Annotated in this window: 25 protein-coding genes and 1 tRNA gene; 13 read left to right on the forward strand and 13 right to left on the reverse strand. The window is 53.2% G+C overall.

Translation table 11 applies throughout. The annotated features are described in order from the left end of the window. The 5 genes from dnaG to LEP6406_RS32585 all read left to right on the forward strand — a co-directional run. On the forward strand, positions 1-1,932 hold a 1,932-nt coding region (gene dnaG / locus LEP6406_RS0203180), incomplete at its 5' end, for a DNA primase (protein ID WP_027268799.1). A gap of 411 nt (positions 1,933-2,343) precedes the next feature. Next, positions 2,344-3,846 (forward strand): DUF6119 family protein, encoded by a 1,503-nt coding sequence (locus LEP6406_RS0203185; protein ID WP_008318910.1) that lies wholly within the window; start codon positions 2,344-2,346, stop codon positions 3,844-3,846. Positions 3,847-4,282: 436 nt separating this feature from the next. Further along, positions 4,283-4,507 (forward strand): DUF433 domain-containing protein, encoded by a 225-nt coding sequence (locus LEP6406_RS30850; RefSeq protein WP_008318908.1) that lies wholly within the window; start codon positions 4,283-4,285, stop codon positions 4,505-4,507. Continuing rightward, positions 4,504-4,842 carry a DUF5615 family PIN-like protein gene (locus LEP6406_RS0203195; protein WP_008318906.1) on the forward strand — a complete coding sequence of 113 codons (339 nt, stop codon included), beginning with the start codon at positions 4,504-4,506 and terminating at the stop codon, positions 4,840-4,842. Before LEP6406_RS30850 ends, LEP6406_RS0203195 begins: the two co-directional genes overlap by 4 nt. A 139-nt stretch (positions 4,843-4,981) precedes the next feature. Further along, complete coding sequence (locus LEP6406_RS32585) at positions 4,982-5,287, forward strand: hypothetical protein (protein ID WP_155834618.1); 306 nt, start codon at positions 4,982-4,984, stop codon at positions 5,285-5,287. A gap of 129 nt (positions 5,288-5,416) precedes the next feature. Here LEP6406_RS32585 and LEP6406_RS0203200 read toward each other — a convergent pair whose 3' ends face one another. Then, positions 5,417-6,211 carry a hypothetical protein gene (locus LEP6406_RS0203200; protein WP_155834619.1) on the reverse strand — a complete coding sequence of 265 codons (795 nt, stop codon included), beginning with the start codon at positions 6,209-6,211 and terminating at the stop codon, positions 5,417-5,419. A 221-nt stretch (positions 6,212-6,432) separates the two neighbouring features. On the opposite strand from LEP6406_RS0203200, the gene yfcF reads away from it, so the two are divergent. Beyond that, positions 6,433-7,062 (forward strand): glutathione transferase, encoded by a 630-nt coding sequence (gene yfcF, locus LEP6406_RS0203205; RefSeq protein ID WP_008318902.1) that lies wholly within the window; start codon positions 6,433-6,435, stop codon positions 7,060-7,062. Between the two features lie 26 nt (positions 7,063-7,088). After that, entirely contained in the window at positions 7,089-7,337 is a 249-nt protein-coding gene (locus LEP6406_RS35570) for a DUF1272 domain-containing protein (protein ID WP_071992192.1), read from the forward strand. A 19-nt stretch (positions 7,338-7,356) separates the two neighbouring features. Here the strand turns inward: LEP6406_RS35570 and LEP6406_RS29915 are convergent, their stop codons facing one another. Further along, the gene (locus LEP6406_RS29915) at positions 7,357-8,049 is read right to left on the reverse strand and encodes a hypothetical protein (protein ID WP_008318901.1); all 693 of its coding nucleotides are present in this window, start codon (positions 8,047-8,049) and stop codon (positions 7,357-7,359) included. Positions 8,050-8,465: 416 nt separating this feature from the next. Here LEP6406_RS29915 and LEP6406_RS0203215 point away from each other — a divergent pair, with 416 nt between their 5' ends. Together LEP6406_RS0203215 and LEP6406_RS0203220 are read left to right on the forward strand one after the other, a co-directional pair. After that, on the forward strand, positions 8,466-9,455 hold the full coding sequence (locus tag LEP6406_RS0203215) for a M23 family metallopeptidase (RefSeq protein WP_008318899.1): 990 nt from the start codon (positions 8,466-8,468) through the stop codon (positions 9,453-9,455). Positions 9,456-9,578: 123 nt separating this feature from the next. Further along, positions 9,579-10,469 carry an IS982 family transposase gene (locus LEP6406_RS0203220; RefSeq protein WP_008318896.1) on the forward strand — a complete coding sequence of 297 codons (891 nt, stop codon included), beginning with the start codon at positions 9,579-9,581 and terminating at the stop codon, positions 10,467-10,469. 123 nt (positions 10,470-10,592) lie between these two features. On the opposite strand, the gene LEP6406_RS34655 is transcribed toward LEP6406_RS0203220, so the two are convergent. Together LEP6406_RS34655 and LEP6406_RS0203230 are read right to left on the reverse strand one after the other, a co-directional pair. Further along, a complete protein-coding gene (locus LEP6406_RS34655) occupies positions 10,593-10,841 on the reverse strand; it encodes a chlorophyll a/b-binding protein (RefSeq protein WP_008318894.1) in 249 nt (82 codons plus the stop codon). A gap of 97 nt (positions 10,842-10,938) precedes the next feature. Further along, positions 10,939-12,369 carry an LCP family protein gene (locus LEP6406_RS0203230; RefSeq protein ID WP_008318892.1) on the reverse strand — a complete coding sequence of 477 codons (1,431 nt, stop codon included), beginning with the start codon at positions 12,367-12,369 and terminating at the stop codon, positions 10,939-10,941. 246 nt (positions 12,370-12,615) lie between these two features. Here LEP6406_RS0203230 and LEP6406_RS0203235 point away from each other — a divergent pair, with 246 nt between their 5' ends. After that, positions 12,616-13,680 carry a mannose-1-phosphate guanylyltransferase gene (locus LEP6406_RS0203235; protein WP_008318890.1) on the forward strand — a complete coding sequence of 355 codons (1,065 nt, stop codon included), beginning with the start codon at positions 12,616-12,618 and terminating at the stop codon, positions 13,678-13,680. 102 nt (positions 13,681-13,782) lie between these two features. Here the strand turns inward: LEP6406_RS0203235 and lepA are convergent, their stop codons facing one another. Continuing rightward, on the reverse strand, positions 13,783-15,588 hold the full coding sequence (lepA, locus tag LEP6406_RS0203240) for a translation elongation factor 4 (RefSeq protein WP_008318888.1): 1,806 nt from the start codon (positions 15,586-15,588) through the stop codon (positions 13,783-13,785). 247 nt (positions 15,589-15,835) lie between these two features. Here lepA and LEP6406_RS26405 point away from each other — a divergent pair, with 247 nt between their 5' ends. Further along, complete coding sequence (locus LEP6406_RS26405; protein ID WP_008318886.1) at positions 15,836-17,596, forward strand: ATP-binding protein; 1,761 nt, start codon at positions 15,836-15,838, stop codon at positions 17,594-17,596. Between the two features lie 61 nt (positions 17,597-17,657). On the opposite strand, the gene cutA is transcribed toward LEP6406_RS26405, so the two are convergent. Next, positions 17,658-18,044: a divalent-cation tolerance protein CutA gene (cutA, locus tag LEP6406_RS0203250; protein ID WP_008318884.1), complete on the reverse strand. Its 387-nt coding sequence runs from the start codon at positions 18,042-18,044 to the stop codon at positions 17,658-17,660. A 13-nt stretch (positions 18,045-18,057) separates the two neighbouring features. After that, entirely contained in the window at positions 18,058-18,990 is a 933-nt protein-coding gene (locus LEP6406_RS0203255) for a pentapeptide repeat-containing protein (RefSeq protein WP_036028125.1), read from the reverse strand. Between the two features lie 410 nt (positions 18,991-19,400). Between LEP6406_RS0203255 and LEP6406_RS0203260 the strand changes: the two genes are divergently transcribed. Further along, entirely contained in the window at positions 19,401-20,084 is a 684-nt protein-coding gene (locus tag LEP6406_RS0203260) for a hypothetical protein (protein ID WP_008318880.1), read from the forward strand. Here LEP6406_RS0203260 and LEP6406_RS0203265 read toward each other — a convergent pair. The 6 genes from LEP6406_RS0203265 to LEP6406_RS0203290 form a co-directional block, all read right to left on the reverse strand. Next, on the reverse strand, positions 20,081-20,308 hold the full coding sequence (locus tag LEP6406_RS0203265; RefSeq protein ID WP_008318878.1) for an indolepyruvate ferredoxin oxidoreductase subunit alpha: 228 nt from the start codon (positions 20,306-20,308) through the stop codon (positions 20,081-20,083). The two genes, LEP6406_RS0203260 and LEP6406_RS0203265, sit on opposite strands and share 4 nt — an antisense overlap. A 61-nt stretch (positions 20,309-20,369) precedes the next feature. Then, positions 20,370-21,587 (reverse strand): ATP phosphoribosyltransferase regulatory subunit, encoded by a 1,218-nt coding sequence (locus LEP6406_RS0203270; protein ID WP_008318876.1) that lies wholly within the window; start codon positions 21,585-21,587, stop codon positions 20,370-20,372. 11 nt (positions 21,588-21,598) lie between these two features. Beyond that, positions 21,599-22,522: a J domain-containing protein gene (locus tag LEP6406_RS0203275; protein ID WP_008318874.1), complete on the reverse strand. Its 924-nt coding sequence runs from the start codon at positions 22,520-22,522 to the stop codon at positions 21,599-21,601. Positions 22,523-22,750: 228 nt separating this feature from the next. Further along, positions 22,751-23,602 (reverse strand): inositol monophosphatase family protein, encoded by an 852-nt coding sequence (locus tag LEP6406_RS0203280; RefSeq protein WP_263971121.1) that lies wholly within the window; start codon positions 23,600-23,602, stop codon positions 22,751-22,753. A 114-nt stretch (positions 23,603-23,716) separates the two neighbouring features. Next, positions 23,717-24,184 carry a thermonuclease family protein gene (locus LEP6406_RS33290; RefSeq protein WP_162160843.1) on the reverse strand — a complete coding sequence of 156 codons (468 nt, stop codon included), beginning with the start codon at positions 24,182-24,184 and terminating at the stop codon, positions 23,717-23,719. Positions 24,185-24,463: 279 nt separating this feature from the next. Then, positions 24,464-24,832, reverse strand: a complete 369-nt coding sequence (locus LEP6406_RS0203290; protein ID WP_008318869.1) for a 2Fe-2S iron-sulfur cluster-binding protein — start codon at positions 24,830-24,832, stop codon at positions 24,464-24,466. Between the two features lie 234 nt (positions 24,833-25,066). On the opposite strand from LEP6406_RS0203290, the gene LEP6406_RS0203295 reads away from it, so the two are divergent. After that, positions 25,067-25,154, forward strand: a tRNA-Ser gene (locus LEP6406_RS0203295). The last annotated feature ends 136 nt before the right edge of the window (positions 25,155-25,290 follow it).

The raw sequence follows: 25,290 nt of genomic DNA on the forward strand, positions 1-25,290 counted from the left end.
CCCCCCCCCCGTCTACACCCAGAAACTATCGAGGCGGTGCGCGATCGCGCCGACATTGTAGACATCGTTTCTGACCAGGTGGTGCTGAAAAAGCAGGGCAAGGATTACGTGGGGCTGTGTCCGTTCCACGAGGACAAGTCCCCCAGCTTTAGCGTCAGCCCTAGCAAGCAGTTCTACTATTGCTTTTCCTGCGGGGCGGGGGGGAATGCCTTCAAATTTCTGATGGAGTTGGGTAAGCGCTCCTTTAGCGAAGTGGTGCTGGACCTGGCCAAGCGCTACCAGGTGCCTGTACAAACCCTGGAGCCCGAGAAGCGTCAGGAGTTTCAGCAGCAGATTACCCTACGAGAGCAGTTGTTCGAGATTCTGGCGGTGACCGCCAAGTTCTACGAATATGCCCTGCGTCAGCCCGATGGTCAGGAAGCCCTCACCTATCTTCAGCGCGATCGCGGTTTCAACGAAGACACCATCCAGCAGTTCCAACTGGGGTTTGCCCCCGGTGGCTGGCAGACCCTCTACGGCTATCTGGTGGACCAGAAGCGCTACCCGGTGTTGCTGGTGGAGCAGGCGGGGCTGATCGTGCCCCGGCAGCAGGGCAGTGGCCACTACGATCGCTTTCGGAATCGATTGATGATCCCCATCCACGATGCCCGAGGGCGGATCATCGGCTTTGGGGGACGGGCACTAACGGATGAGGATAAGCCCAAGTACCTGAACTCGCCGGAGACGGAACTGTTTGATAAGGGTCAAACTCTATTTGGGTTGGATAAAGCGCGAGGTGCGATCGCAAAGGCAGATCAGGCCATTGTGGTAGAGGGCTACTTCGACGTAATCGCCCTCCATGCGGCGGGGATTCCCAATTCAGTAGCGGCCCTGGGCACGGCCCTGAATGCGGCTCAGGTGCGCCAAATCCTGCGCTACACCGAATCTAAGCAGGTGGTGCTCAACTTTGACGCCGACGCCGCCGGGGTCAAGGCGGCGGAGCGGGCCATTGGCGAAGCGGAGGAAATGGCCTACCGGGGCGATGTCAAGCTACGCATCCTGAACATCCCCGATGGCAAGGATCCCGACGAATATCTGAAACTCCATACTGCCGGGGAATACCAGGCGCTCATTGACAGTGCCCCGCTGTGGATCGACTGGCAACTGCAAAAACTCCTCAGCGATCGCGATCTGCGGCAAGCGGACCAATTCCAACAGGCATCCCAGGATGTGGTGCAACTCCTGAGCGAGATTGCCAACGCCGATACCCGCACCCACTATGTCCGCCAATGTGCGGAACTGTTCAGCCACGGCGACGCCCGCCTCATGCCCCTGCTGGCGGAAAACCTGATGGTGCAGGTGCGCCGCCGCCGCCGCACTCCCGAGGGCACTCCTAGCCGTGCTCCCCTGGCCTTTAACACCACCAGCACCCTAGAGGAGGCGGAGGCGGTGTTGCTGTGCCTCTGCATCCACGCTCCCCAGCATCGCGAGACGGTGCTGGAAATGCTGGAAAAACGGGATCTCCAGTTCAGCTATTCCCACCATCGCGCCCTGTGGCGGGAGTTAAGTGCTTGGCAACCTACGGAGGAAGCCCCCTCCTTGGTCAGTTGGCTGCGCGATCGCGCAGCCGAATCCGCCCGCCTTGCCCAAACCCAACACCTGTTTTACCTAGATGAAAAGAGCTGTCGGGATGTGGTCCGTGCTCCTTTGGTCATCCGCGCCGCCGCCGCCTGCATCGAAAAAGCCCATTGCGAAAAGCGCTACCGCCATTTCCTTCAGCTCTGGAGTGACGCGGATGACACGGTGACGCCAGAGCAGCAGACTCACTACCAAAATCAGGTCTACGCCGAGAAGCGTCGCATTGCTGAATTGGAGCAGGAACGACAAACCACCTTCGAGGATTTGGTCAAGCTGCCCTGGGTCGGCGATGACTACCAAACCCTAGAAACCTAGGGACGTGCCATAACCTCAGGGATTCCGTCAACCGCATTCCTGTTCCGTATAGGAGGCTCGCCAAAAGGTGATGCACACCATCTAGGTGCGCCAAAATCTGCCTAACCTCATGGCGAGTAAACACAACGGGTAACGGACAACACCTCCAACACCGGACTTATCCATCAAAGTTGACGTACAATATCGGCAATATCGGACTTGTCTGTCAACAGTGACCGATAAACCCTCAATCTTAGACTTATCCGTCACTGTTGACACTTAATACATAGTTAGCTGATTTGATTTCGGCAAGCGATTGCTACTTGACGATCACCTGAATTTCAAGCCGGAATTGAGTTCGCTAGAGGTCTATGTACAACTGCCAACAGTGCCTTGATATAGAACTCTAGCAATATATTTTTACTTCAAATCATGCCTAAATACAATCTTTATAGAGTTCCCAAAGATCAGGAAGAGGATCTACTCGAAAAACTGAGATTGTCAGGATTGGAGCAGATAGGGAAGCAAGAAATTGAAGGCTTCCAAATGAAATTTTTCTTTTCTAGTGAGCCTGACGAGATCGATATCTGGTGGACTGAGACATACCAGGAATTCTTAGGAGATATAGAGACCCCAAAAAATTTAATGCATTTTGGAGTCCTTCTTATTTCAGGAAATGAAGTTTGTTATGCAATCAGTTTAGGTAAAGCACATTTTTACTTAAGCCAATTTTGCGATTCGGAGTTTGGGTTGAATTTGGCAGAGAGAATAATTGATGAAAACGACCTTAAAATCAAAAACTCAAAATATTACAAAAGTGCCAGAAGCAAAATGATTACTACATACCAGCAAGGTAGTCAAATAACATTCGATAGTGGAGAGTCAATGCATTACATAAAGGGCAAAACTATCGATTCAGCTACATGGGGAAAAATGGTTAGCTTCGGAAAATCCGTGCATCTAAATATAGCAAAACAACCTTTAGAGATTCCAACCTTTATAAATAACATAGAAGATGTTCTCAGACAACCAATTAGAGTAAGGCTACCAAAAGTAGATATTGTCAAAAATAACCGTACAATTCAACGTCTAGACAGGATTTTGGCTAGAGCAATTCTAAGGACTCCAGAAGATCCAGGCATCAATATTGAAGAATTTACTATGTCTGGGGTGGATTTTATTTTTGCAGATAGCTATGAATACAGTCTTTACCTAAAGGGAGGAAGTGACGAGGCCGTTCGCTTGAATGAACTGAATTTAGAATCTTTAATTACTTTCTTAAGGGATAATGGCATAAATCTTGAAGAGGAAATAAATAACTTAAAAGTGAAAGTCCACAATGAATATGGACGCGATCATACAAAAACACTCAAATTTTATCTGGATTTTATTGAAGAAGATGAGCGTTATTGCCTCATTGACGGAAGATGGCACAAGTTCAATCAATCTTACGTGGAATTTTTGGAAGAAGAAGTCAATAAAATCCAACTTGATTATGAGTCTACTTTTGATGTAAATCCTGGAATTGATGAGCCTCAGTTCAATCAAGATCGTGAAAGTGATGGATATCTAAATTACGATAGAGACCTACAAAGTTTAGATGGTCGTTACAGAGTCGAGAAGATGGATCTGTACAAAGATGGCGTTTTATATTTCGTAAAAAAAGGCACTCCACAGAAACTGTCATATGTTATCGATCAAGCTATAAATACTGTTAAGATACTTCAAAATAATGCTGATTGCATCACAATAAACGATGAGTTTGTAGAGATAAAGGGGATTTGCTTGTGGATGATTCTGAAACGGCAGACGCCAATTGAAAAACTCTCAGATATAAATTCCATTATTCTCCATATGAAGCTTGTAGAGTGGAAAAAGACTTTAATAGATGCCGGATTTGATCCCTCAATTAAGATTAATTACCTTAGAGAGTAGTCTGACATCTCTATCTCTTAAAGGTGCTAACAGGTTTACAGCGCCCATGCACACCGAGCACCAAAAGTAGATCGGTGCGATACTAACAATTCTTTACGGTGGGTGATGGGCAACGTTAGCCTGCAATTCTGGGCACTCTTTCGGTTAAAAGCATTGATTCGTTCCTATTGAAGCTAAAAATCTGAGCTTGCCTATAGAGGACAAAGTATGAGCGGTTGGCAATCTACTAGTAACGAATTAAAAAAAAGTCATAAAGCGTGGACAGTTGATGATCCGCGAAGCCGATAAATATCCATCGAATTGACTATCCTCACTTTATATAAGCTTTGATAGTCAAGGCAATATTGTCAGGTATCATTCATCCGATTCTCGTCATGGAAGTCGATTGGGCAAACCTCGTTCATACTAAAGGAAGACAACTACTGAGATATTCTCTATGCCAACCTTACTTGAAAGAATTACTATTAATCCCAAACAATGCGGTGGTCGCCCCTGTATCCGAGGGATGCGAATCCGAGTGTCAGATGTGCTGGATCTGTTTGCAGCAGGTCTTAGTGCAGAAGAGATTTTAGAGGAAATGCCTGATCTTGAAGCAGATGATCTGAAGGCATCACTTCTGTATGCTTCGCGGAAACTCAACCACCCAGTTTTAGTGGCATGACAATCTGGGTAGATGCACACTTGTCTCCGGCAATAGCAACTTGGATTACCAGCACATTTGGGGTTGAAGCAATAGCCTTGCGTGATCTTGGGCTAAGAGATGCTGAAGATGCTGAAATTTTTGAGACGGCTAAGACTCAAACAGCTATTGTCATGACTAAAGACAGCGACTTTGTAGATTTGGTGGAGCGCCTAGGTGCGCCGCCACAAATTATTTGGTTAACTTGTGGCAATACCTCTAATGCTAGATTGCGCGAAATTCTGAGCGAGACGTTACCGAGAGCTTTAGAACTCTTAGCTGCTGGCGAGACATTAGTAGAAATCAGCGGAAACTAGCAGTGGATTGGGTTCTCTGCGTCAACCCAACCTACTGCCGAGGGTGCGATCGTTCTCATCTGACTAGTAAATAAATGGGTATCGCCAATGATCATTGAGTTTTTTTTTCATACTCTTCGCACTTCTGTCCACAACAATAATGAGCGGCTTACCTAGTTGCCTGCTGGTGGCTGGTCTAGGAGCGCTAGTGATGCGCAGGAGATTTAGAGACGTATTTTATCGGATACTTAAGTGGTCAATAGCAGGAGCGACTATTGCTTCAGGCATGTATAGTCTTTTCCTTTTGTCTGTTGTTTTTATTATTAAAGATCCAGCTTATAGAGGGCAGGGATTAGGCATTGCCCTCGCTGGACCAACTATTCTTGCACCTCTTGGCGCAATTATTGGTGGCTCACTCAAATTCATTTTGTTGATTGTCTCTAGACGAAACAAAGAATCACAGTAAGTCGGTTTTTGCAATCGACAAACAGCCAAAGACCTCATCCTCTGGCTCTTGCAGTTCTGATATAATCAGAGTACACCCTATGAGTAATTTCGCATCCAGTCGGGTGCAGTACACGGGTTAGACGCAAGTTTATTTTAATATCTCAACAAGATCTTTGGTTTCTTTATCAGTTGCAATCGGTAAATTCAAGAAGTCCAAGCACTTGAACAATAACTGGGGATTATGAATACGTTCGACATGCCATACCATTACAGGATAGTCTTCCTGTTTTCCAAGCTTTAGCAACTCACTCTCTGTGAGATATCTTCCTTGTATATTCTCTATTTCACTCCGCAATTGATTCTTATAATCCTCTGGATGAATGAAAATTTGCAGTAACAAACAAGAATCGCTGTCATCAACTGAGTCCACTGTTAAGCGAACTTCCTTTGTTCGATCCAAGCTATATTTTCCAATACTAAACTTACTAATCTTATAGTCGCCATCAAATGAGTAACCGAAGATTATTTCCCTGCCTTCCATAAGGTCTAGCTTAATTGTATCCCAGTGTTTGTCGGCAATAAGTTTACTTAACTTTCTTAGTAGTTTCTTTGATGGAGATTCAAATTTCTCAGATGTGAAAAAGTAGTCTTTCAATGGTTGGGTGAACGAGCCATGCCACTCTAACTTATGAGAAAAATAACCATATGTAGGTTCTACTGAACGGAAACGAGCTGTAAACGAAGTTATGCTGTCGTATCTATGGCCACGAATTTTCCTTGTCCATTGAAAGTCATGGAAAAAAGGCTCTATGACAACAAAGCCCTCGCTAAAAACCATTACCTTTTGTTTTTGAATACCACCTGTCCAGCACTCTTCTACATCAACCTCAGAGCCAAGATTCATACTGGATACTATCTTTTCTATTTTCTTCTCCATTTTCATAAACATACGGACCTGTAATGTGAACAAAGTTAGTCTAATGCTAAGGCGAGTCTAACATTCCGGTTGAGCGGCTGTAAGGCTGCAAATAACCTCTAAAGCTGGCGTATAATAACGCCAATCTCAGACCTATCTGCCAAAAGTGACCGATAACACCCCTAGAGCCAGACTTATCCATCACTTTTGATACTGAGTACAGAGTTGACCATTCCCAGGAGCACCCATTGTCCTCGTCAAGCTTTATTCTCTACGTTGATGCTCAGTTTTCGAGCCCCTACGCAATGTCTGTGTTCGTGACCTTGCGCGAGAAAGGACTGCCCTGCGATCTCAAGACGCTGAATCTCGCGGCGCAAGAGAACCACAAGGCAAGCTTCGCAGCAGTGTCACTGACGCAACGGGTTCCGACCCTCGTTCACGACGACTTCAGTCTTTCTGAGTCGTCAGCCATCTCCGAGTACCTCGATGAGTTGTTTCCAGAACCGCCCGTCTATCCTCGTGAGCCCCGCGATCGCGCTAGAGCGCGGCAAATTCAAGCCTGGTTACGCAGTGACCTCATACCCATCAGAGAGGAGCGCTCCACAGAGGTCGTCTTCTATAAGCCCACCGAGGCACCGCTTTCTGCTGAGGCGAGGGCATCAGCGGAAAAGCTCTTTGCTGCGGCCAGCGCATTGCTTCCGACCAACGCCCTAAATCTGTTCGGTGAATGGTGCATCGCGGACACCGACCTTGCCCTCATGCTCAACCGGCTCGTTCTAAACGGTGACCCGGTTCCTGAAAGACTTGTCGCTTATGCACGGCACCAGTGGCAACGGCCATCTGTCCAGCTTTGGGTCAACCACGAGCGTCCGATGTAGTGTTTTTCCTCACTAAAGGAGGCCATATGCTAGAGTTACGGCCAAATTGTGAATGTTGCGACAAAGACCTTCCACCCGACTCAGTTGAGGCACGTATTTGTACCTATGAGTGTACATTCTGTGCTTCCTGTGCTGAGAGTACACTCGGTGGCCATTGCCCTAACTGTGGTGGTGAGTTAGTTGTTCGCCCGCGTCGCCCAGCGTCGATGCTGGCAATCCATCCAGCATCGGCAAAGCGCATCTTCAAGCCTGAGGGTTGCAATAGCTTGGCATAGTCATTATCAATCCCATCCCTCAATCACCCCCAATCTCTTCGCTGAGTTCCGTAAAGGATTCAATGATTGCGATCGCAGTTTCTGGCTCAACATCTTGACAGGGGGTGACCGGGGTGAGGATGTCGTTGATATAGGCAGCTCCCGCTAGACGGTAAGCGCCCTGATCACTCACTAACCAATCACTGGTCAGGTCAGATTCTGGGAACTGCGATCGCAAATCCGGATCCCGGTAGGGGCCATAGTTGAGCCCATAATCCACCTCAGGAAATTGGGGCGGACGCAGGGGCAAGCGATATTCGGTCTCCGGCGTCCCGCCAATTCCCCCCGTCGTGTATTCCACCACAAAGCAGCGATCCGCTTCATCCCGGTACAAGATGCGGTAGCCCCCTTCCCCCGGACCGCCTCTGCCCTGACCCTCAACCGTCACCGCCGCCACCCCAAACCCCTCAGGAATAGCCGTCGGCACCACCACCGGCACCCCCAACGTCCGCAGCTCAGCGGTTTGCTCCGGTGACAACAGGCCAATAAAGGCGGTCTCCGGCGGCGGTGGTGGACCAGGAATTGCCGCCGCCCCATTAACTTCGCCCGCTCCATTCCCTGACAGGGAACCCTCTCCATTGGGACCACCACAGGCGGCAAGAGCCACCGCGCCGATCCCCCAAAGGCCAACCCACCGCCTTAACTGCCATCCCGTCATCGTCATTATCATCATGTGATCCGATTCCGACTATCGGTTCCGACTATCGGCTAGGACTCAACTGCCACCGACCTATTGATGCTCCGCCATACTATAGCGTTGGCCCCTTGGCTTCAGACACCAGCACCGCCCTGAGGGCTCCCTGTCACAGCCAAGGGGCTCCCAGTCTTGTCTTAGGGGGTGTGCCATTAAATAACACCCCACCACCAGCCCAATATCAGCCACCGGGCAACCACCCTACAGCGTTTTCCTGACAGAGAATTGTCTGCCACGAGACGGTATTTATTGAGGGATAGCCCTGATAATCTGCTCAGTTTTTGTCTTCGCCCCTCTAGCCCTAAAAATCAGGCTATTAGGCCGGTTCACTCTCCCCTCGTCCGGCGATGGCAAAAACGTCTACAGGAGATTACAGGAAAAGGGTGAAGCTATCCATGAGATTTCTACGCACCTATCAGGGGCTTTGGATTCTATCAGTTTGCCTAGTGCTACTGTCCAGTCTGTTGCCCATGGCAGAGAAGATGGGACTGGAGTTCCCCATCGGGGTCGAAACAGGGCAGGCCGTAGAAGTCCATCGCGATCGCCATCACCGATCCCTCCAGGGACAGGACTTCCACACCCATTTCTCCCGAACCCAGCGCCATCGCGCACTGGATGACGGTCAGCCTTGGGATAGTCGCCTCCAGCGTAAAACCCATCCCAACACCTTGGCAACCAGGGTGAGCCCTGCTACTGCCCTAGCCCAGAATGGAAAAACAACCCCTGAGGTCGGCAGCTCCCCCATCAAGCCAATTATTGCTGCGCCCGTGGAGGCCACCCCAACCAATTTCACCTTACCGGGAGTACTCTGTAGGGAATTTGTGTCTGAGGATCAGGAATATGCGCCAATCCAGGTCGTGGATGGAGGCAGTCCGAAGAGCAGTGAGCGGCTAACTTGGGTGCTTCCCACCGAATCCCTCTATACAGCCCCCTTTTCAGGCTCACCTGGATTACCAGCGGGGCATGAGGGCATTGACTATGCCCATACAGATCCCAATGTGCCCGTGGTGCCGGTCGTGGCGGCAGCAGCGGGGCGAATAGCCTATATCCGAAATGGCTGCCCCCAATCCCGCATGTTTGGCCCCAATCGCCAACACCGGGAGTGTGGCGCAGGCTGGGGTAATCATGTGGTGATCGATCACGGCGAAGGGCTCTTTACCCGCTATGCTCACCTCGCACCCAGGGTGATTCCCGTTCGGGTAGGGGATTACGTTGAGGCAGGAGACCACCTTGGCGAAATGGGGAATACGGGCCGCAGTGATACCCGACATTTACATTTTGAGTTGGGGGCTACCCTAGAGGATCCCAACACTTGTGGTCCTGCCCAATCCTTTGAGCGGGTTTATGACCCTGGAAACCTTAACTTTGAGCTGGCAGAGTCCTAGTGCAGCGTCAAGCTCAAGTTGTAGGTTTCTCGTAACGCGATGTGCAACTAACGATTGAGAAAAGGTCTCACCTCTAGAAACCTTAGCTATGAAGGGTTCTAGCAATCTTAAGGAAGTGAGACCATGTTTGATATCGAAGAGTTTATCATCGCTATCTTTATGACCGTTGAAACTCATTTAGAAGCTTTACTAAGACGCTATCCTCCCCGCAGCAAAGGGTTTGCTCCCGGTTTGAGTGATAGTGAGGTGCTTACCCTCGAAATGGTTGGGGAATTTTTAGGACATCATAGCGATACCGCCATCTGGAGCTACTTTCGGCGGCATTGGCGAGCGTGGTTTCCCGGTTTAGGGCATCGCAGCACCTTCGCCCGTCAAGCGGCCAATCTTTGGCGTTACAAACAATTGCTGCACCAACAACTGCTGCAAGAGCTGGCTGCGCAGCAGGGGGATTTATATCGCATTGATGGCTTTCCAATACCCGTCTGTGGGTTCAAGCGAGCGCCCCAAGCCAAGGTGTTTGAGGGTCTGGCGAGCTTTGGCAGTTCCGCTACCAAATTGGGCACGTTTTATGGCTTCCGAGGGCACTTGTTGATCAATGCTCAGGGCATCATTTTGGGCTTAGAAGTGACTCCTGCCCATGTGGATGAACGCGATGTGGTTCCCGAACTGGTGGTCGGACTGCAAGGGCTTCTACTGGGCGACAAAGGCTATATCCGCCAACACCTGACGACGGACCTTGCCGTCCAGGGATTAACTTTGTTAACGCCACTGCGCGCCAACATGCACCATTACGACCCGCTCTTTAACCGCACAGTCAGCCGACATCGTCAACTGGTGGAAACGGTGGTCGGCCATTTGTGTCATTGGTTTGACATCGAACGCATCTTGACCCGTGACCTTTGGCATTTGACAAGTCGCTTGGCGCGGAAGATTCTCGCCCATACCGTCATCATCTATCTCAATCGGCTGTATGGCAGACCATGGCTGCAATTTGAGGATTTGATTGTCGCCTAATTTCTACCCTGGCTTAGTTGCACATCGCGTTCGTAGGGTGCATTCGCGAAGCAATGCACCGTAGGATGGCCGCGCTACAAATCCAAATCAGGGATAATCCTAAGTTTGAGTCTTGACAGACCACTAGAGCCCCAGCCAAGTGAAAAAGTCTTGGCGGGTAAAGAATTCTAAAACGAGCAGGGCAATGAACCCCACCATAGCAAAGCGGCCATTGATACGCTCAGCGTAGGCGGTCCAGCCAAAACCAGGGGTCGTTTCCGTCTCTGTACCAGCGCCAACAGGAGACGCTGGGGTCTCTTCTGGGCTGACGCTAGGCTCAGGGGAAATGGGTGCTTCTGGAATTGAGTGCTGCTCAGAATCCGATGCTGTCATGGCAAATTAACCCTGAGGGCTGTTAAAGGAGTAGTGGTGATCACGGAATTGAGAAATGCCTGGAATACCTGGGCTAAGTCTCAGCACATCTCTTAGCCTAACGAATCATCCCCGTTCTATCGGTCTCGGACCAGTCTTCCCCAACCCGAATTGTCAGGTCTGATTGTAAGTCTCCAGTGGAGTTCGACACCACAGAGCCAGTACCCAGCACTGACTGCACCACCTGGGCACTATTCAAGTCGCCCCGCTGGGCAATCACCTCGGTTCGGCGCACCGTGCCAGACCAAGCAGGTACCACATAGACATTGGAAAATCCCTGTTGCCGCAGAGTACGCGCCACTGCTTGGGCAGAGTTGGTGACATCACTGGCGTTTTGCACCGCAATGCGGAGCTGGGAAACAGCCCGAGACTCGGTATTGGAGAGCAGAGCGACCGTATCGAGCTGGAAAAACTCATTCATAACCTGCTGGCTAGCTTGGGGATCGATGAGCCAGTAGCTGGCGATGTATTCCTCTGGGGTGCTGAAGCGTCCCGGCAGCATCACCATCCGCAGGTTGTCCGTTCCCCCTAACTCCATCGAGAAATTGGCCAAGGCCAGAATTTCTTCTAGGCTGAGGTTGGTGTCTATATACCGCAGCATGACCCGGATCATCTGGGGCAATTGGGGAATCACCCTCGGGCTCATCAGCCGTTCTCGCAGCGCCTGGAGCAGGATTTGCTGGCGCTGAACTCGGCCAATATCGCCTTGTCCATCGGAGCGAAACCGAGCAAACTGCTCTGCTTGGTCTCCATTCAGCGTTTGCCATCCTGGCTGAAGATTGATGTAAAGCCCCTGGGTTTTGTCTTCATAGACCATGGGTTGGGGCACGTACACCTCTACCCCACCAATTAGGTCAATGAGTTCCCGTACACCTTCGGTGTTGACCCGGACATAGCGGTCGATGGCTACTGGCCCTAGGTTTGACTGAATTGTTTCGGCAACCTTCTCAGGACCACCCACGATGTTGGCGTGGTTGATCTTGGCGATGCCATCTCCAGGGACTTCGACTCGGGTATCTCTGGGAATGGAGAGAACGCTGAGGGTGCTCTTGTCAGGATTAAAGCGGGCCAACAGCATCGTATCGGTACGCCCAGAGAACACCTCCTCCGAGCCCGGAGTTGCGTCGGGCACCTCGTCAACCCCTAAGAGCAGAATGTTAACCGGGCGGGTGACTCGATAGCGAAATCCCGACTGCCACAGGTCCACTAGACTCAGCGGCTCCGAAGATTCGCCTACTAACCAACCTGGTAGGGGGGTGGTGGTAGCAATTAGGGCTCCTGCAACCGCCGCTGATAGAGCGGTTCCGGTGAAGAGGAGGGTCCAGGCAATTCTATGACTCCAGCGCTTGAGGGGAGATCTAGAGCGAGACTGGGGCAGAGGGACAATTGCGGTATCCGAATTTTGGGGTCGCCCAGGAACGGAGGGGGACTCAGGGGTGGGGGCGGATTCGATTTCGATCTTCGGCTGTTCCAGTGACGGTATCGTCATGGGTTCTTGCACATCCTCACATACAGACAGGAGCAGCCTCTTCGGGTACCGCAGGAGGCAGAACGGTGGGGGAAACCCAGGAGCTTTCTACAGACAGGGGAAGCGAGTATCCGCAACGATCGGAATCGCGGCCAGATCATAACGGTTTGTTAATCAATATTACGGCAGATTATAGCCTGCAATGCTGAGCTAAAGGCTAGGATGAATCCGGCAAATTCGACAATGACGTACTGGAGTAGGCTCCCTATGGTGGAAAAAATCATCCCAGTTATTTTGGCTGGAGGAAAAGGGGAGCGATTTTGGCCGGTTAGCCGCCTACACCATCCTAAACAGTTCCTCAGCCTAGACGGAAGCGGTAACAGTTTACTGCAAGGGACTGCCAAGCGTCTGTTATCTGTGGCCGATAGTTGGCAATCCCTATGGGTGGTCACGGCCTCCCATCTGGCGGCGGGGGTGCGATCGCAACTTCCCGACCTGCCCGAAGCCAATCTGCTGGTGGAGCCGCAGGGGCGGGACACGGCTCCAGCGGTAGCCTGGGCCACCCTGGAAATCGCCAAGCGCCATGGAGAGGATGCCATGATCGGATTTTTCCCCGCCGATCATTGGATTGAAGATGAGGCAGCCTATCGGGCTACCCTAACGGCGGCGGCGGAATTGGCCACGACCCAAGGTGCGATCGCAACCCTAGGCATCAGCCCCACCTACGGAGCCACGGGCTACGGTTACATTGAACAGGGCGACCTCGTAGGCGACTTTCAGGGCCTCAGGGGCTACCAAGTAGCTCGGTTTACCGAAAAGCCCGACGCAGCCACCGCCCAAGCCTTTGTCGCTAGCGGTCGCTTTAGCTGGAACAGCGGCATGTTTATCTTCCCGGCAGCGGTGATGCTGGCGGAGTTGGACCGTCATGCCCCAGACCTAATCACCGCCCTGCGCCAACGGGGAGATGACGCCTACGCCTCACTGTCAAAGCTCAGCATTGACTACGCGGTGATGGAAAAAACCCAGCGCGCCTGTGTCATGCCCGCCACCTTTGGCTGGGATGACCTTGGAGATTGGAACGCTGTCGAGCGTCTGATGAAAATGCCGGATCAGCCCAATGTAGCCCTGGCCCAACATCTGGGCCTCGACACCCAGGATTGTGTGATCTATGCCAGTGATGAAGAGGAAGTCGTTGTCACCATTGGTCTAGAAGATGTGGTGATCGTCCGGGATGGTAAAGCCACCCTAGTGGTCCACAAGGACCGCACCCAGGACATCAAAAAGGTAGTCCAAACCCTGGGGAAGGATCCTAAATTTCAGCATTTGCTGTAGTGGTAATCCCTTGCTTGCCCTGAGCGGAGTGGGGGTGTGTGTGGGTGATGGGGTATTGGGGTGATGGGGGTATTGGGGTGATGGGGGTATTGGGGGGATGGGTTACGTTAGCTTCAGGACTGCCATAAAGGCTTCCTGGGGCACATCTACCGTGCCGATCGCCTTCAGGCGTTTTTTCCCCTTCGCCTGCTTTTGCAGCAGCTTTTTCTTCCGGGAAATGTCGCCGCCATAGCACTTCGACAGCACATCCTTGCGGAGGGCGGGAATGCTTTCGCTGGCGATGATGCGGCTGCCGATGGCGGCCTGGAGCGGAATTTTGAACTGGTGACGGGGGATCAGTTCCTTCAGCTTTTCCACCAGCGCCTTACCCACGTAGTAGGCTTTGTCGCGGTGGACGATGGTGGCCAGCGGGTCAGCGGGCTCACCGTTGATTAGCACGTCCAAACGCACCAAGGGATTTGCCCGGTAGTCGATCAGGTGGTACTCCATGCTGGCGTAACCTCGCGATCGCGACTTGAGCTGATCAAAGAAATCCGTCACCACCTCCGCCAGAGGCAATTCATAGATGAGGGAAGTCCGTCCCTGGGCCAAGTACTTCATATCCTTGAAATCCCCACGACGGCCCTGGCACAGTTCCATCAGCGCCCCCACAAACTCCTCTGGCGTAATCATATCCACCCGCACATAGGGCTCAGCAATGCTCTCCCGCTCCTGGGGCAACGGTAGTGTGCTGGGATTGTCGATGTGAACGAGGGTGCCGTCGATGAGCGTCACCTCATAGATCACAGAGGGAGCGGTGGTGATCAAATCCAGGTTGTATTCCCGCTCCAGGCGCTCCTGCACGATCTCCATGTGTAAGAGACCCAAAAAGCCACAGCGGAAGCCAAACCCCATAGCACTGGAGGTTTCTGGCTCATATTGCAGAGCTGCATCACTCAGACGCAGCCGTTCCAACGCCTCCCGCAGGTCTTCAAACTGATCGGCGTCCGTGGGAAATAGGCCACAGAACACCATGGGCTTAGCCTCCACATAGCCCGGTAGGGGCTCCTTGGCGGGATCCTTGACCAGGGTCATGGTATCCCCCACACGGGCATCCTCCACCGCCTTAATCGAAGCAGAGAGGTAACCCACCTCTCCAGCATGAAGTGCCTCCACTGGCACTTGCTGAGGAGATAACACCCCCAGCTCATCAATTTCGTACTCCTTGCCAGAGACCATCAGCCGCACCTTATCCCCCCGTCGCAGGGTGCCATCCATCACCCGGAAGTACACAATCACCCCCCGGTAGGAATCGTAGTAGCTGTCAAAAATGAGTGCCCGGAGAGGTTTCTCTAGATTTTCCTGGGGCGGCGGCACCAAGTAGACAATCGCCTCTAAAATCTCCTCTACCCCAATACCTTCTTTTGCAGAGGCCAGGATGGCATCGCTACAGTCCAAACCGATAATGTCTTCGATTTCCTGCTTGATGCGATCGGGATCAGCCCCCGGTAAGTCAATTTTGTTCAGGACGGGAATAATTTCTAGGTCGTGCTCTAGGGCCAAATACACATTCGCCAAGGTCTGAGCCTCAACCCCCTGGGAGGCATCCACCACCAGCAGCGCCCCTTCGCAGGCCAACAGCGATCGCGACACCTCGTAGGAGAAATCCACGTGTCCAGGAGTATCGATCAGATTCAGAACGTAATCCTTTCCATCCCGAGCGGTGTAATTCATCCGCGCCGCTTGGAGCTTGATGGTGATGCCCCGTTCCCGCTCTAGATCCATTGTGTCTAGAAACTGCGCCTTCATATCGCGATCGCTCACCGTCCCAGTTGTCTGAAGCAGGCGGTCGGCCAGGGTAGACTTGCCATGATCAATATGGGCAATGATGCAGAAATTGCGAATGCGCGAAACGGGTACGTCGGTCATAAATTTGGGCTGTCCTCTCCCATCGGGCCTTCATGCATTTTAACGGGAACTGCCAACGAGGGCCGAGGTTTCCATGGCGTACAGTTTCCACCCCATGGAAACCTCCACACCCAAGACTCTGAAACACGCCCTAGGGTAAAGTTTTTGCTAAAGCTCTGGCTTTCTCCCTGATTTTCCCTGACGTGGCTAGGGCGGCGGGGTATTCTTTGGGTGGATATGCCTGTCTCAATGCCGTCAGAATTGGGCTATGACCGTCTCTACCCCTTCACCTCTATTTCCCGAAGACGCCCCTGCGGCGAGGTGCGACCTCCCTATTGGCGGTGAATTGTTCCAACCCCAGGGCAACCCAGACCTGGTTTTTACCCTGACCTCCCAGGGCCGCATTGCCAGCCTGGGTTGGCCCCTAGCAGAACACTGTGATCTCAGCCTCAGCCAGTTTCTAGGGAAAGACCTGTCAGACCTGGTAGCGGAATCGGAACGGGAGCCCCTAGAGCGGATCCTGGCCCTGCTCTGGCAGAGAGAAACCCCCACCCTTGACCCCTGTGAACTGGTGTTAGATGCCTACCGCCTCCAGGGATCCCTACACCTCTATCCCCTACCCCCCCCCGCCCCCCGACCCGGCATGGGGATCATGACCATACATCAAGTCACATCGAATCCGGATATTGCTGCTGAGGCTACCCCCCAGAACTACAACCGCAAGCTCACCCAAATCACCTGGAATATCCGTCGCACCCTAGATTTAGACACCATTTGGCAGCAAACCGTGGATGGCCTAGGGAACCTTTTTGCCGTCGATCGCGGGTTGATTTGCCCCTACCAACCAGGGGCCACGGACCTGACGGTGGTAGCGGAATACTGCCAGCCCCATCTATCGAGCTGGCAGGGACGATCCTTACCCTTGGCCCATCATCCTTGTATGCGTAAAGCGCTCACCACCCCCCAACCCATGGTGGAAGTCTGGGATACAACGGTGGATGAAGAGGGGGGGCGGATCATGCTGGTCGTGGCCACCCGCTACCAGGAGCAGCCCAATGCCCTAATCATCATGCACCTAGCGGATGATGCGGCCTGGAGCTCGGAGGAGTTAGATCTGGTTAGCGAATTAGCAGACCAAGTGGGCACTGCGATCGCCCATGCCTCCCTGTTTAGCGAGAGTCAGTCTCTAACGGAGGAGCTCCAGGCCGTTAACGACAGCCTGCGCCAAAAACACGAGGAACTAGAGGAGGCCCGTCGTCAAGCAGAGGAAGCCTCCCGCCTGAAAAGTGAGTTCCTAGCTAATACCTCCCACGAGCTACGGACGCCCCTGAATGGCATGATCGGCTTCCTGCGCCTGATTCTAGACGGCATGGCCGACGACCCTGAGGAGCAAAAGGAATTCCTGGATGAAGCCCACAACTCCGCCCTGCACCTGCTGAATCTGATCAACGATGTCCTCGACATTGCCAAAATCGAAGCGGGCAAGATGCAGATTGACATGGTGCCTCTCAATCTGAGGGAACTCCTACAGGCCGTCGAAAACTTTACCCGTCCCCAAGCTGAGCGCAAGGGCCTCGCCTTTGAGATCTCCTTTCCGCCTACCCGCGATGAGATTATCTTGCAGGGCAACTACCAGCGACTCCTCCAGGTAATTTTGAACTTGGTGGGCAACGCCATCAAGTTCACCCACGAGGGCAGTGTGACCATCAGCGCTGAAGTGAAGCTCCAGAAAGTCACCTTCCAAAACCAGGAATGGCCCGGAACCGTGAAAATTAGTGTAGAGGACACGGGAATCGGCGTTTCCCTCGAAAAGCAGGATCGTCTGTTTCAAACCTTCAGCCAAGTGGATGGCGAACGAACCCGTCAGTATGGTGGAACTGGCTTGGGGTTAGCGATCTCCCAGAAGCTCGTGGAAGCGATGGGGGGCGTGGTGAAGTTTATTAGTATGGGCGAGGGGCTAGGATCCACGGTTACCTTCACCGTCCTCCTCTACCAAGAGCCCGTCTTGATCGACACGGAAGATAGTTAGGGATCAGCGGGCACACTATTTTCCTGCGAGTCCCTTAGGTCGGCTCCACCCTGGTTTCACCTCAATCGGATAGGTCGAGGGGGGCTGAGGCGGACGGGATGGCTTGCGGGGACAGGCCATCTACCTGTCTGCCAATCCAGGCCAGATAAGCTGATGCTCCCTGGACAATAGGTAGGGCGATGATTTCCGGCAGATCGTAGGGGTGGAGGCTGTGAATTTTGGCTTCTAGAGCCGGATAGTAGGCCAGATTGGTTTTAATCACCAACTGCCATTCCTCCTCTTCCTGCACCATACCTTGCCAGGTATAGACCGAGTGAATGGGAAACATGTTGACGCAGGCGGCGAGGCGAGCGTTGATCACCGCCGTCGCGATCGCACGGGCTTGGGCCTGAGAATCAATGGTGACCAACACAATACCGTAGTCAGATTCGGCTCCAGAGTTCATCATGGCGAGCCCGCCCCTAGAACACAAGCTGGTTAACAAATTGAGATCGATCCAAGGTTTCACGGGTGAGGCGATGACTCCAGAGGGTCTCCCCCGTGGCTAGGGCATAGAGACCATTACGGGACTCCTCCGGCAGGATGGCATCGGTAAACTCTGCCCCGGTGATAGACGTGGCTTGGAGGAGGGCTCCGGCCAAATTGGCCTGACTTAGATCAGCTCGGGTGAGGTTCACACCCTGCATATCGGCGTGCCACAACACAGCGCCAGTAAGGATGGTCCCGGTCAAATTTGCCTGCTGGAGGCTGGCCCGTCGCAGGGTCGCCTGACTCAGGTTAGCTCCCGTCAAGTTAACCAGATCCAATTTGGCCCCATTCAAGCGGGCTTGGCTCAGGTTAACCCCGCTCAAGTCCATCCCCCGTAGGTCTACCCCATTGAGGTAGGCTCCCTCTAGGGTGACATCAGCCAGTTGGGTGCGGTCCAGCGCCACGCCCCCCATACGACTTCCGCTCAGATTCGCCCAAGACAGATTTGCCTGACTCAGGTTAGCCCCCCGTAGGTTGGCTCCTTGGAGATTAGCGCCGCAGAGGTTGGCCCCCTCTAGATTGGCCCCCCGTAGGTTGGCTTGGCCCAGGTTGGCTCCGCTCAGGTTAGCCCCTTCGAGGTGGGCCTTGACCATAAAGGTGCTTCGCAGATCGGCCTTACTCAGGTCACTCTGCCGCAAATTGACATCACTTAGCTTGGTAAAGCTGAGGTTGGCGCGGTGAAGGTTCGCCCGATACAGATTAGCCTTAGTCAAAAAGGCACGAGCTAGGTCTGCACCCACGAGGCTGGCCTCGGCTAGGTCCACTGCCACCAGAATGCGCTGGCTTAAATTCACACTATTGAGATGGATACCGGCAAAATCGCGATACCCGGCTTCGTACATCTCTAGAAAATAGCTGGCGTTCATAGTAGGGAGACTGAGTGCCAGACTGGGAGTGCATTGTCGGGTTGTGGAAAGAACCAAATCCATGACCCTCTGAATAGAACAGTTAATAACATTGCCTCAGCTCGATCATGGTATGCAGCCCTAGGGCGAATATGCTTTTCGAGGCGGGCAGGTCGGATCGTAAAAGGGATCTAAACAAGGATTGATAAGGTTAGACACCGTGATCACCCCGCAGGACGCAGGATTGATCCTAAAGTTCTGCCCCCCAGCCATGGCACTGACCGGATCCCCAGGAATGGGTTTCATCCGATGCTCAGCACCTAGCTGGGGAGCGTTATCCCTAGACTAGTCGGTGGTCTTCCAGGGCAGAGGCTTCCGTTATCTTGATTGATAAAACAGCGAAAAACTTAGTAGAGGCTTAGCAGACCAAGATGATGAGACCCCTGGGCTTAAGCCTTCTCTGGATCAGCTTCATAATCTATTCCTTTGGGTTTGCCCCACCGGAACAGCCTGATACTCTGGCCTTGATTCAGAGACTGGCGGGGGGAGACTGGGACGGTATCAATCCAGCGATTGTGGTCCTGTTTAATCTCATGGGGATCTGGCCCTTGGTGTATGCCGGTTTGGCGTTGGTAGATGGCCATGGACAACGAGTACCCGCTTGGCCCTTTGTGGTGGGATCCTTTGGACTGGGGGCTTTTCTGCTGCTGCCTTACTTGGTATTGCGGTCGCCTAATCCTACCTTTTCAGCCGCAGGGCTTAGATCTGGGGACCAAGGGCCATCACGCCTCCTCAAATTGCTGGAGTCTCGCTGGCTGGGAGTTTTTCTGACCTTGGGAGCAGCAGGACTCATGGCCTATGGTTTGTATGCTGGAGACTGGGCCGATTTTGTAGGGCAATGGCGGACCAGTCGCTTTATCCATGTCATGAGCCTGGATTTTTGCGCTCTGTGGTTGCTGGTCCCCTGCTTGCTGGCGGATGACATGGCGCGGCGAAGCTGGAAAAGTCCCAGCATCTTGGCTCTGGTTATGGCAGTCCCGCTGGTGGGGGCCGCCGCCTACCTGGCGTTCCGGCCCCCGCTGCCCTTGGAGTCTGTCCCGCAGTCTGGGAATTAAGCGGGGGTCTGTTGCAGTTCTGGCTGCTCCTCCGGTAGGATCGCCCCCTCTACGGGGCAGACCTGAAAGCAGATGCCACAGTCGATACAGGTTGAGAAGTCAATCCAGTACCAATCGGTACCCTTTTCATTTTTGCCTGGACCTTCGTGGATACAGGCCACTGGGCAAGCATCTACACAATCCGCCACCCCTTCACAAACATTTGTCACGATGGTGTGAGCCACAGAGTTCCTCCAAAACCATAGGTTGCGGGCATTGCTAGACAAAGCTCTACAGCCCGCAACCTTAGTTTACAGTTTCAATCTCTGGGGTTCCGTCCTCGGCAATCCAGGCAATGTGGCGAATGCGGCGATCCTGGGCGCGATCGCGAATGACTGCCCGGTCTGTATCGGGCTCCAGGTACAGTTCTACCCGTACCAGATTCGCCCCCTCCCGAATTTTTTGGGCATAGGTAAAGGCAGCGACGGCAGCACCAGCCCGGATCGGCACCACCAGCCACTCACTGGCGGGAGTAGCCTCCGGCAAATGACCCATGGGCAGTAGCGCCTGGTGCAATCCCTCAATGCTGAAGACAAAGCCAATACCGGGATAGCTATGGCCCTGGGGATGGAAGACCCCCAGAAGGTTGTCATAGCGTCCTCCCTGCCCCACCACCTGCCGTCCTTGGGGGGTATCTGCCACTACCTCAAACACCATACCTGTGTAGTAGTCAAAGGGCTGAATCAAGCTTAAATCCAGGATCAGCGGCGGTCCATCAGTGGCGCTCTCGATCACTTCAATTAGGGACTTGAGGTGGCCCACGATCGCCCACTGCTCCGGCTCCAGATCAAGCTGGCTAACGGCCTGAAGGACATCTCGGGGCTGCCCCCGCAAATCCATCAGAGCCAAGGCCCGCTGGCGCAGGGTCTCATCCAAGGCCAAGGTTTCTAACCGGACTCGGTCCAAACCTGCGATCGCATCCCGCACCGTCCCTCGCACCGTCGGCGGGAAAATATCCAACAGCGATCGCGTCAGCCCCGCATTGCCCAGAATGACATGACATCCCTGAAGTTTCAGGTGCTCGATACAGTCCAACACCACCAAAAGCACCTCAGCATCCGCCAAGGAACCTCCCGTGCCCAGCAATTCCACCCCTGCTTGGTAAGACTCCTGCTGTTCTCCCCGACTTCCCTGCTGCGCCCGTCGAAACACATTCGCAGTGTAATAAAGCCGCTGGGGGTAACTCACCTCCGCCATCCGCGTCACCGCCGCTCGGGCCACAGAGGCCGTCAACTCCGGTCGCAGCCCCTGGGATTGGCAACCCGACCCCTGGAGCTGAATCACCGTAGATCGATCAATGGCCCCCCCCGCCATCAGGGTATCCAAGCTCTCCACCGTAGGGGTGATGATGCGGTGGTAGCCCCACCGCTGAAACAGGTGCTCTAGGCGATCTTCAATCCAATATTTTTGAGCGACATCTAGAGGCAGCAGGTCGCGAGCACCGGAGGGGGGATGATAGGTCATCTTAATTAGAATTACTTTCGCTTACCACCGAATAAACCAAACAGACCACCGCCTTTAGCCTTGTCACCTTCGGCACTTTTAGCAGTAGACTTACCCACTCGGGGTTCCAGCAGCTTAGCAAGATTATCGTTGGGATTAATCTCTAAAGCCCGCTTGATATGGATTCGAGCCATGGTGGTCTGCCCCGCCTTAAGGTATAAATTAGCCAAATAGCTATGGCACTCCGCATTGTTGGGGTGAGACTGAATCGCCTCCCGCATTTCGAGAATGCCCCGAGAAAAGTCATTCTTCGCCTCAAATTCTTTCGCCCGGTTGAGATAGCGCTCAATAATTGAGGCGCGATGCTGGCGGGGAGACGTTGGAGCCGATGCTGGCGTAGCAGCGGAGGTGGGAGCCGTACTGTCGTTATTGGCGGCAGCAGGAGCCGCACTGGGAGCGGCAGTAGGGGCACCACCTGCGCCAGCAGTGCGCACAAGGTAGGCCAAATTAAGTTCGCTAATTTGACCAGTAATGGACAGCACCTGCTCTAACGAGGCGTACTGTTCATCTGCGAGGGGCTGGAGACTGCTGTTGTAGACGCTGTCTACATTACTATTTTTGGAGCCCACCAGTTCCTGGGCTGGGGCAAACTGAAGCTGGAGCGCCTCGGGTTGTTTGCTGAGCTGTTGGCCTCGCATTTTTAGGACAATCCGGTATTCTGTTGCTTCTTTTTCCTGGGTCAGTTTCTCATAGGCCGGGTTCACCATTTTGGAGAGAAACTCACTGGCCTGCTGCTTTTCATCGACAGTGGCTCCACTGAGACTGTCAGGGTGCAGTTTCCGAGCAATTTTGAGATAACGCTTGCGAATTTGCTTGGCATCCGCCTCTAGGGGGACGCCCAAGATGGCGTGATAGTCAGTGAAATCAAACTTAAAGAGCCCTTGATCGATATTCATGACTATGTGTGATCTCCCCCAGCCATCTGGATGAATGTCTTCACTTTACTTGACCCCAGCATACTCGTTGCATCCCTCAGAGATACTGTTCAGGCGATACCATTTTGTCTCCCATTCAATTTCGGAGAGACATTAACCTACATCGCATCGAATAGGTTTTCTGGAACTTGACTGGAATTTTGCTGGGAATTGCCGGTGAACGTTGATGGGGGAAGTGAGATCTCAGGCTTAATCCTGAAGCGTGATCCCTTTGAAGCCCGCCCAAGGCTTGACCTGCCCCAGCACCTGACTCATAGGACGGTGGAGGGAACCATTGCTGGCCAGAATTCGCCCCGAAAACAAATCAAAAGTGCCTTCATCATAGGCCGTTACCCGCCCCCCTGCCTCCTCAACAAGCACTGCCCCCGCTGCTAGATCCCAGGGCGCTAGTCCTCGCTCCCAGTAGCCATCTAAACGGCCACAGGCCACATAGGCTAAATCCAAGGCCGCCGACCCGCCTCGCCGAACTCCCCGAGTCAGGTGGGTGAAGTGGCAAAATTCAGCGTAGTTATTATCCAGGGTTTCCCGGCGGTCGTAGGCAAATCCTGTGACCAATAGGCTCTCCTCCAAACGCTTAGTGCGGGAAACCTGAATCGGCTCCCGGTTCAGGGTTGCTCCCAGTCCCGTAGCAGCCCGAAATAGATCCTGATGAAAGGGGTCGTAGACCACGCCGACGGTGGGTTTGCCCGCCACCAACAATCCAATGGATACCGCAGAGAAGGGATACTGATGGGCATAATTTGTGGTGCCATCGAGGGGATCAATGGCCCACAGATAGGTATTCTCGCGATTCCCCATCTGTCCAGATTCTTCCGCTAAAATCGCGTGCTCGGGCAAGTGTCGTTGCATGACCGCCAGCACTGCTGCTTCCGAGGCTTTATCCGCTTCTGTGACCAGATCTCCAGATCGGCCCTTTTGCTCAATGCTCTTTAATTTGCCCCAGTAGCGTTGGAGAATGGCCCCTCCGGTCAAGGCGGCCTCTGTAGCGATGTCGAGGTACTGCTGGAGATGCTGGGGGGATAAATCTGTCATTGCAGGCATGGGATAACCAATGGGGAGAACAGTGCGGGCATCGTGGGCATGGGCGGGCTAGGTAAAAGGGAACAGAAATACCTATAGATTCCGACAGTCAATTCTGTCGTTTCAGGGTTTGGCCTAGGGTTCTGAGGCCGGGGCCACAGCGGTGGATCGGCGAAAGTCGTCAGGACTTTGGCGCAGGGGTTGAGCTGGATTCCACACCCCCAACCCGAGGATTCGTGCTCGCTCTTGGGCGTAGATCAGCTTTTCTCGGTGAGGATGGTGGGCAAGGGCGGCTTCATCCAAAAAGACACAGCCCGCTTCAAGGAGGGTCTCGTTTATGAGGCGATCGCCCCACCAGACATTAGCCCAAAGACGACCGTAGCTATCGGCGTTGGCGGAGGCTGGCTCAATGCGGACAACTTGCCGCTGCACCTGGTCCCGCAGGCAGTTCCGCGCCTCTGGCCCCCAGGGTTCTTGCTTCAGGTCTGGGGCGGTTATGGCACTGAGGCGAATTTTGTCCACTGTCAAGGCGCTATTTATTGGTAATGGATAGAGCAGTTCTAAGGTTTGTCCACTCTGGACCCGATCTACGGTAGCGGGCATGCCTGGGGGCTGGGCTTGGAGACTATTCCCTAGGAGGAGACTGAATCCAACCCCAAGCCCAATGACCCAACTGGGAGATGGCCGGATCTGATCGATGATTTTAGAAATAGAGTGACATGCAGTTGAATTGCGTACATCCCTGAGGGCGCACAGTCGTGCGCCCTTACCTTGGGCGTAGTGAATTGAGATGAATACCGCTATGGTTTTGAAGATCTTGGTGATTCCGAAGATCTCGCAAACTTTGGCTAGAAGCGCTGAGATACCCATAGATCCAAGGACTTAATCATCCTCTAGGGGCAACCCGAACCGGACTTTCCCTTTGCCAAAGTAACGACCAAACTGAAGTTCGTAAACTTCGTCCTCGTCTTGGGTCTCTACGTCTACATCGGAGCGGGGGTAGCTGACGCAGAGCAGGGCGTAGCCGCGATCGCGCAGATCCGGCGATAGGCCCATAGCTTCGGGTTGGTACAGTTCCCCGGAGAGAACCCGCACCGCACACGTGGTACAGGCTCCATTGCGGCAGGCAAAGGGCAGGTTTACCCCTTGATTTTCTGCGGATTGCAGAATGTAGCGATTTTCAGGGACCTCAACGGTGTAGTGGTGGTGCCGCTGGCGATCGTGGATGCGAACAGTGTGGGAACGGGTCATGCCAAGGCTAACGGGGGTATGGGATGGTTGGGCGCAGCAGAGTGCTCGTAGATCTATGCTCTCACAGGACTCCCGCTGTAACTGCAAACTGCTGCCTTTCCGGTGAGGCGGCGGGTCATTTTCTTGCCGGAAGATGGCTAGAAAGATGGATGTCTGGCACCATTCAGCGTCCCATTTCAGGTAGTATAGGAAACTGTGGCGAGATTGGCATTGCTTCAATCTCCCCCTTGAATTGGAGAGATGGCCGAGTGGTTGAAGGCGCAGCACTGGAAATGCTGTTTAGGCTAACCGTCTAACGAGGGTTCGAATCCCTCTCTCTCCGTTGACTGAGGTTTCTAGCAGAAGGTGCTTGAAAATCCCTAGTACTGGGCGGCGTAAATACTCTAACCGTTCTATCGTGCACACCTCGGCCCCTCACCCTAGCCCTCTCCCAAGGGAAGAGGGGACCGGAATAATGT

Source organism: Leptolyngbya sp. PCC 6406 (assembly GCF_000332095.2).
Classification (GTDB): domain Bacteria; phylum Cyanobacteriota; class Cyanobacteriia; order Phormidesmidales; family Phormidesmidaceae; genus PCC-6406.

Coding starts and splice junctions, on each gene's coding strand:
- LEP6406_RS0203185 (WP_008318910.1), top strand. CDS start 2,344: ATGCCTAAATACAATCTTTATAGAGTTCCCAAAGATCAGGAAGAGGAT.
- LEP6406_RS30850 (WP_008318908.1), top strand. CDS start 4,283: ATGCCAACCTTACTTGAAAGAATTACTATTAATCCCAAACAATGCGGT.
- LEP6406_RS0203195 (WP_008318906.1), top strand. CDS start 4,504: ATGACAATCTGGGTAGATGCACACTTGTCTCCGGCAATAGCAACTTGG.
- LEP6406_RS32585 (WP_155834618.1), top strand. CDS start 4,982: ATGAGCGGCTTACCTAGTTGCCTGCTGGTGGCTGGTCTAGGAGCGCTA.
- LEP6406_RS0203200 (WP_155834619.1), bottom strand. CDS start 6,211: ATGAAAATGGAGAAGAAAATAGAAAAGATAGTATCCAGTATGAATCTT.
- LEP6406_RS35570 (WP_071992192.1), top strand. CDS start 7,089: ATGCTAGAGTTACGGCCAAATTGTGAATGTTGCGACAAAGACCTTCCA.
- LEP6406_RS29915 (WP_008318901.1), bottom strand. CDS start 8,049: ATGATGATAATGACGATGACGGGATGGCAGTTAAGGCGGTGGGTTGGC.
- LEP6406_RS0203215 (WP_008318899.1), top strand. CDS start 8,466: ATGAGATTTCTACGCACCTATCAGGGGCTTTGGATTCTATCAGTTTGC.
- LEP6406_RS0203220 (WP_008318896.1), top strand. CDS start 9,579: ATGTTTGATATCGAAGAGTTTATCATCGCTATCTTTATGACCGTTGAA.
- LEP6406_RS34655 (WP_008318894.1), bottom strand. CDS start 10,841: ATGACAGCATCGGATTCTGAGCAGCACTCAATTCCAGAAGCACCCATT.
- LEP6406_RS0203230 (WP_008318892.1), bottom strand. CDS start 12,369: ATGACGATACCGTCACTGGAACAGCCGAAGATCGAAATCGAATCCGCC.
- LEP6406_RS0203235 (WP_008318890.1), top strand. CDS start 12,616: ATGGTGGAAAAAATCATCCCAGTTATTTTGGCTGGAGGAAAAGGGGAG.
- lepA (WP_008318888.1), bottom strand. CDS start 15,588: ATGACCGACGTACCCGTTTCGCGCATTCGCAATTTCTGCATCATTGCC.
- LEP6406_RS26405 (WP_008318886.1), top strand. CDS start 15,836: ATGACCGTCTCTACCCCTTCACCTCTATTTCCCGAAGACGCCCCTGCG.
- cutA (WP_008318884.1), bottom strand. CDS start 18,044: ATGATGAACTCTGGAGCCGAATCTGACTACGGTATTGTGTTGGTCACC.
- LEP6406_RS0203255 (WP_036028125.1), bottom strand. CDS start 18,990: ATGAACGCCAGCTATTTTCTAGAGATGTACGAAGCCGGGTATCGCGAT.
- LEP6406_RS0203260 (WP_008318880.1), top strand. CDS start 19,401: ATGATGAGACCCCTGGGCTTAAGCCTTCTCTGGATCAGCTTCATAATC.
- LEP6406_RS0203270 (WP_008318876.1), bottom strand. CDS start 21,587: ATGACCTATCATCCCCCCTCCGGTGCTCGCGACCTGCTGCCTCTAGAT.
- LEP6406_RS0203275 (WP_008318874.1), bottom strand. CDS start 22,522: ATGAATATCGATCAAGGGCTCTTTAAGTTTGATTTCACTGACTATCAC.
- LEP6406_RS0203280 (WP_263971121.1), bottom strand. CDS start 23,602: ATGCCTGCAATGACAGATTTATCCCCCCAGCATCTCCAGCAGTACCTC.
- LEP6406_RS33290 (WP_162160843.1), bottom strand. CDS start 24,184: ATGCCCGCTACCGTAGATCGGGTCCAGAGTGGACAAACCTTAGAACTG.
- LEP6406_RS0203290 (WP_008318869.1), bottom strand. CDS start 24,832: ATGACCCGTTCCCACACTGTTCGCATCCACGATCGCCAGCGGCACCAC.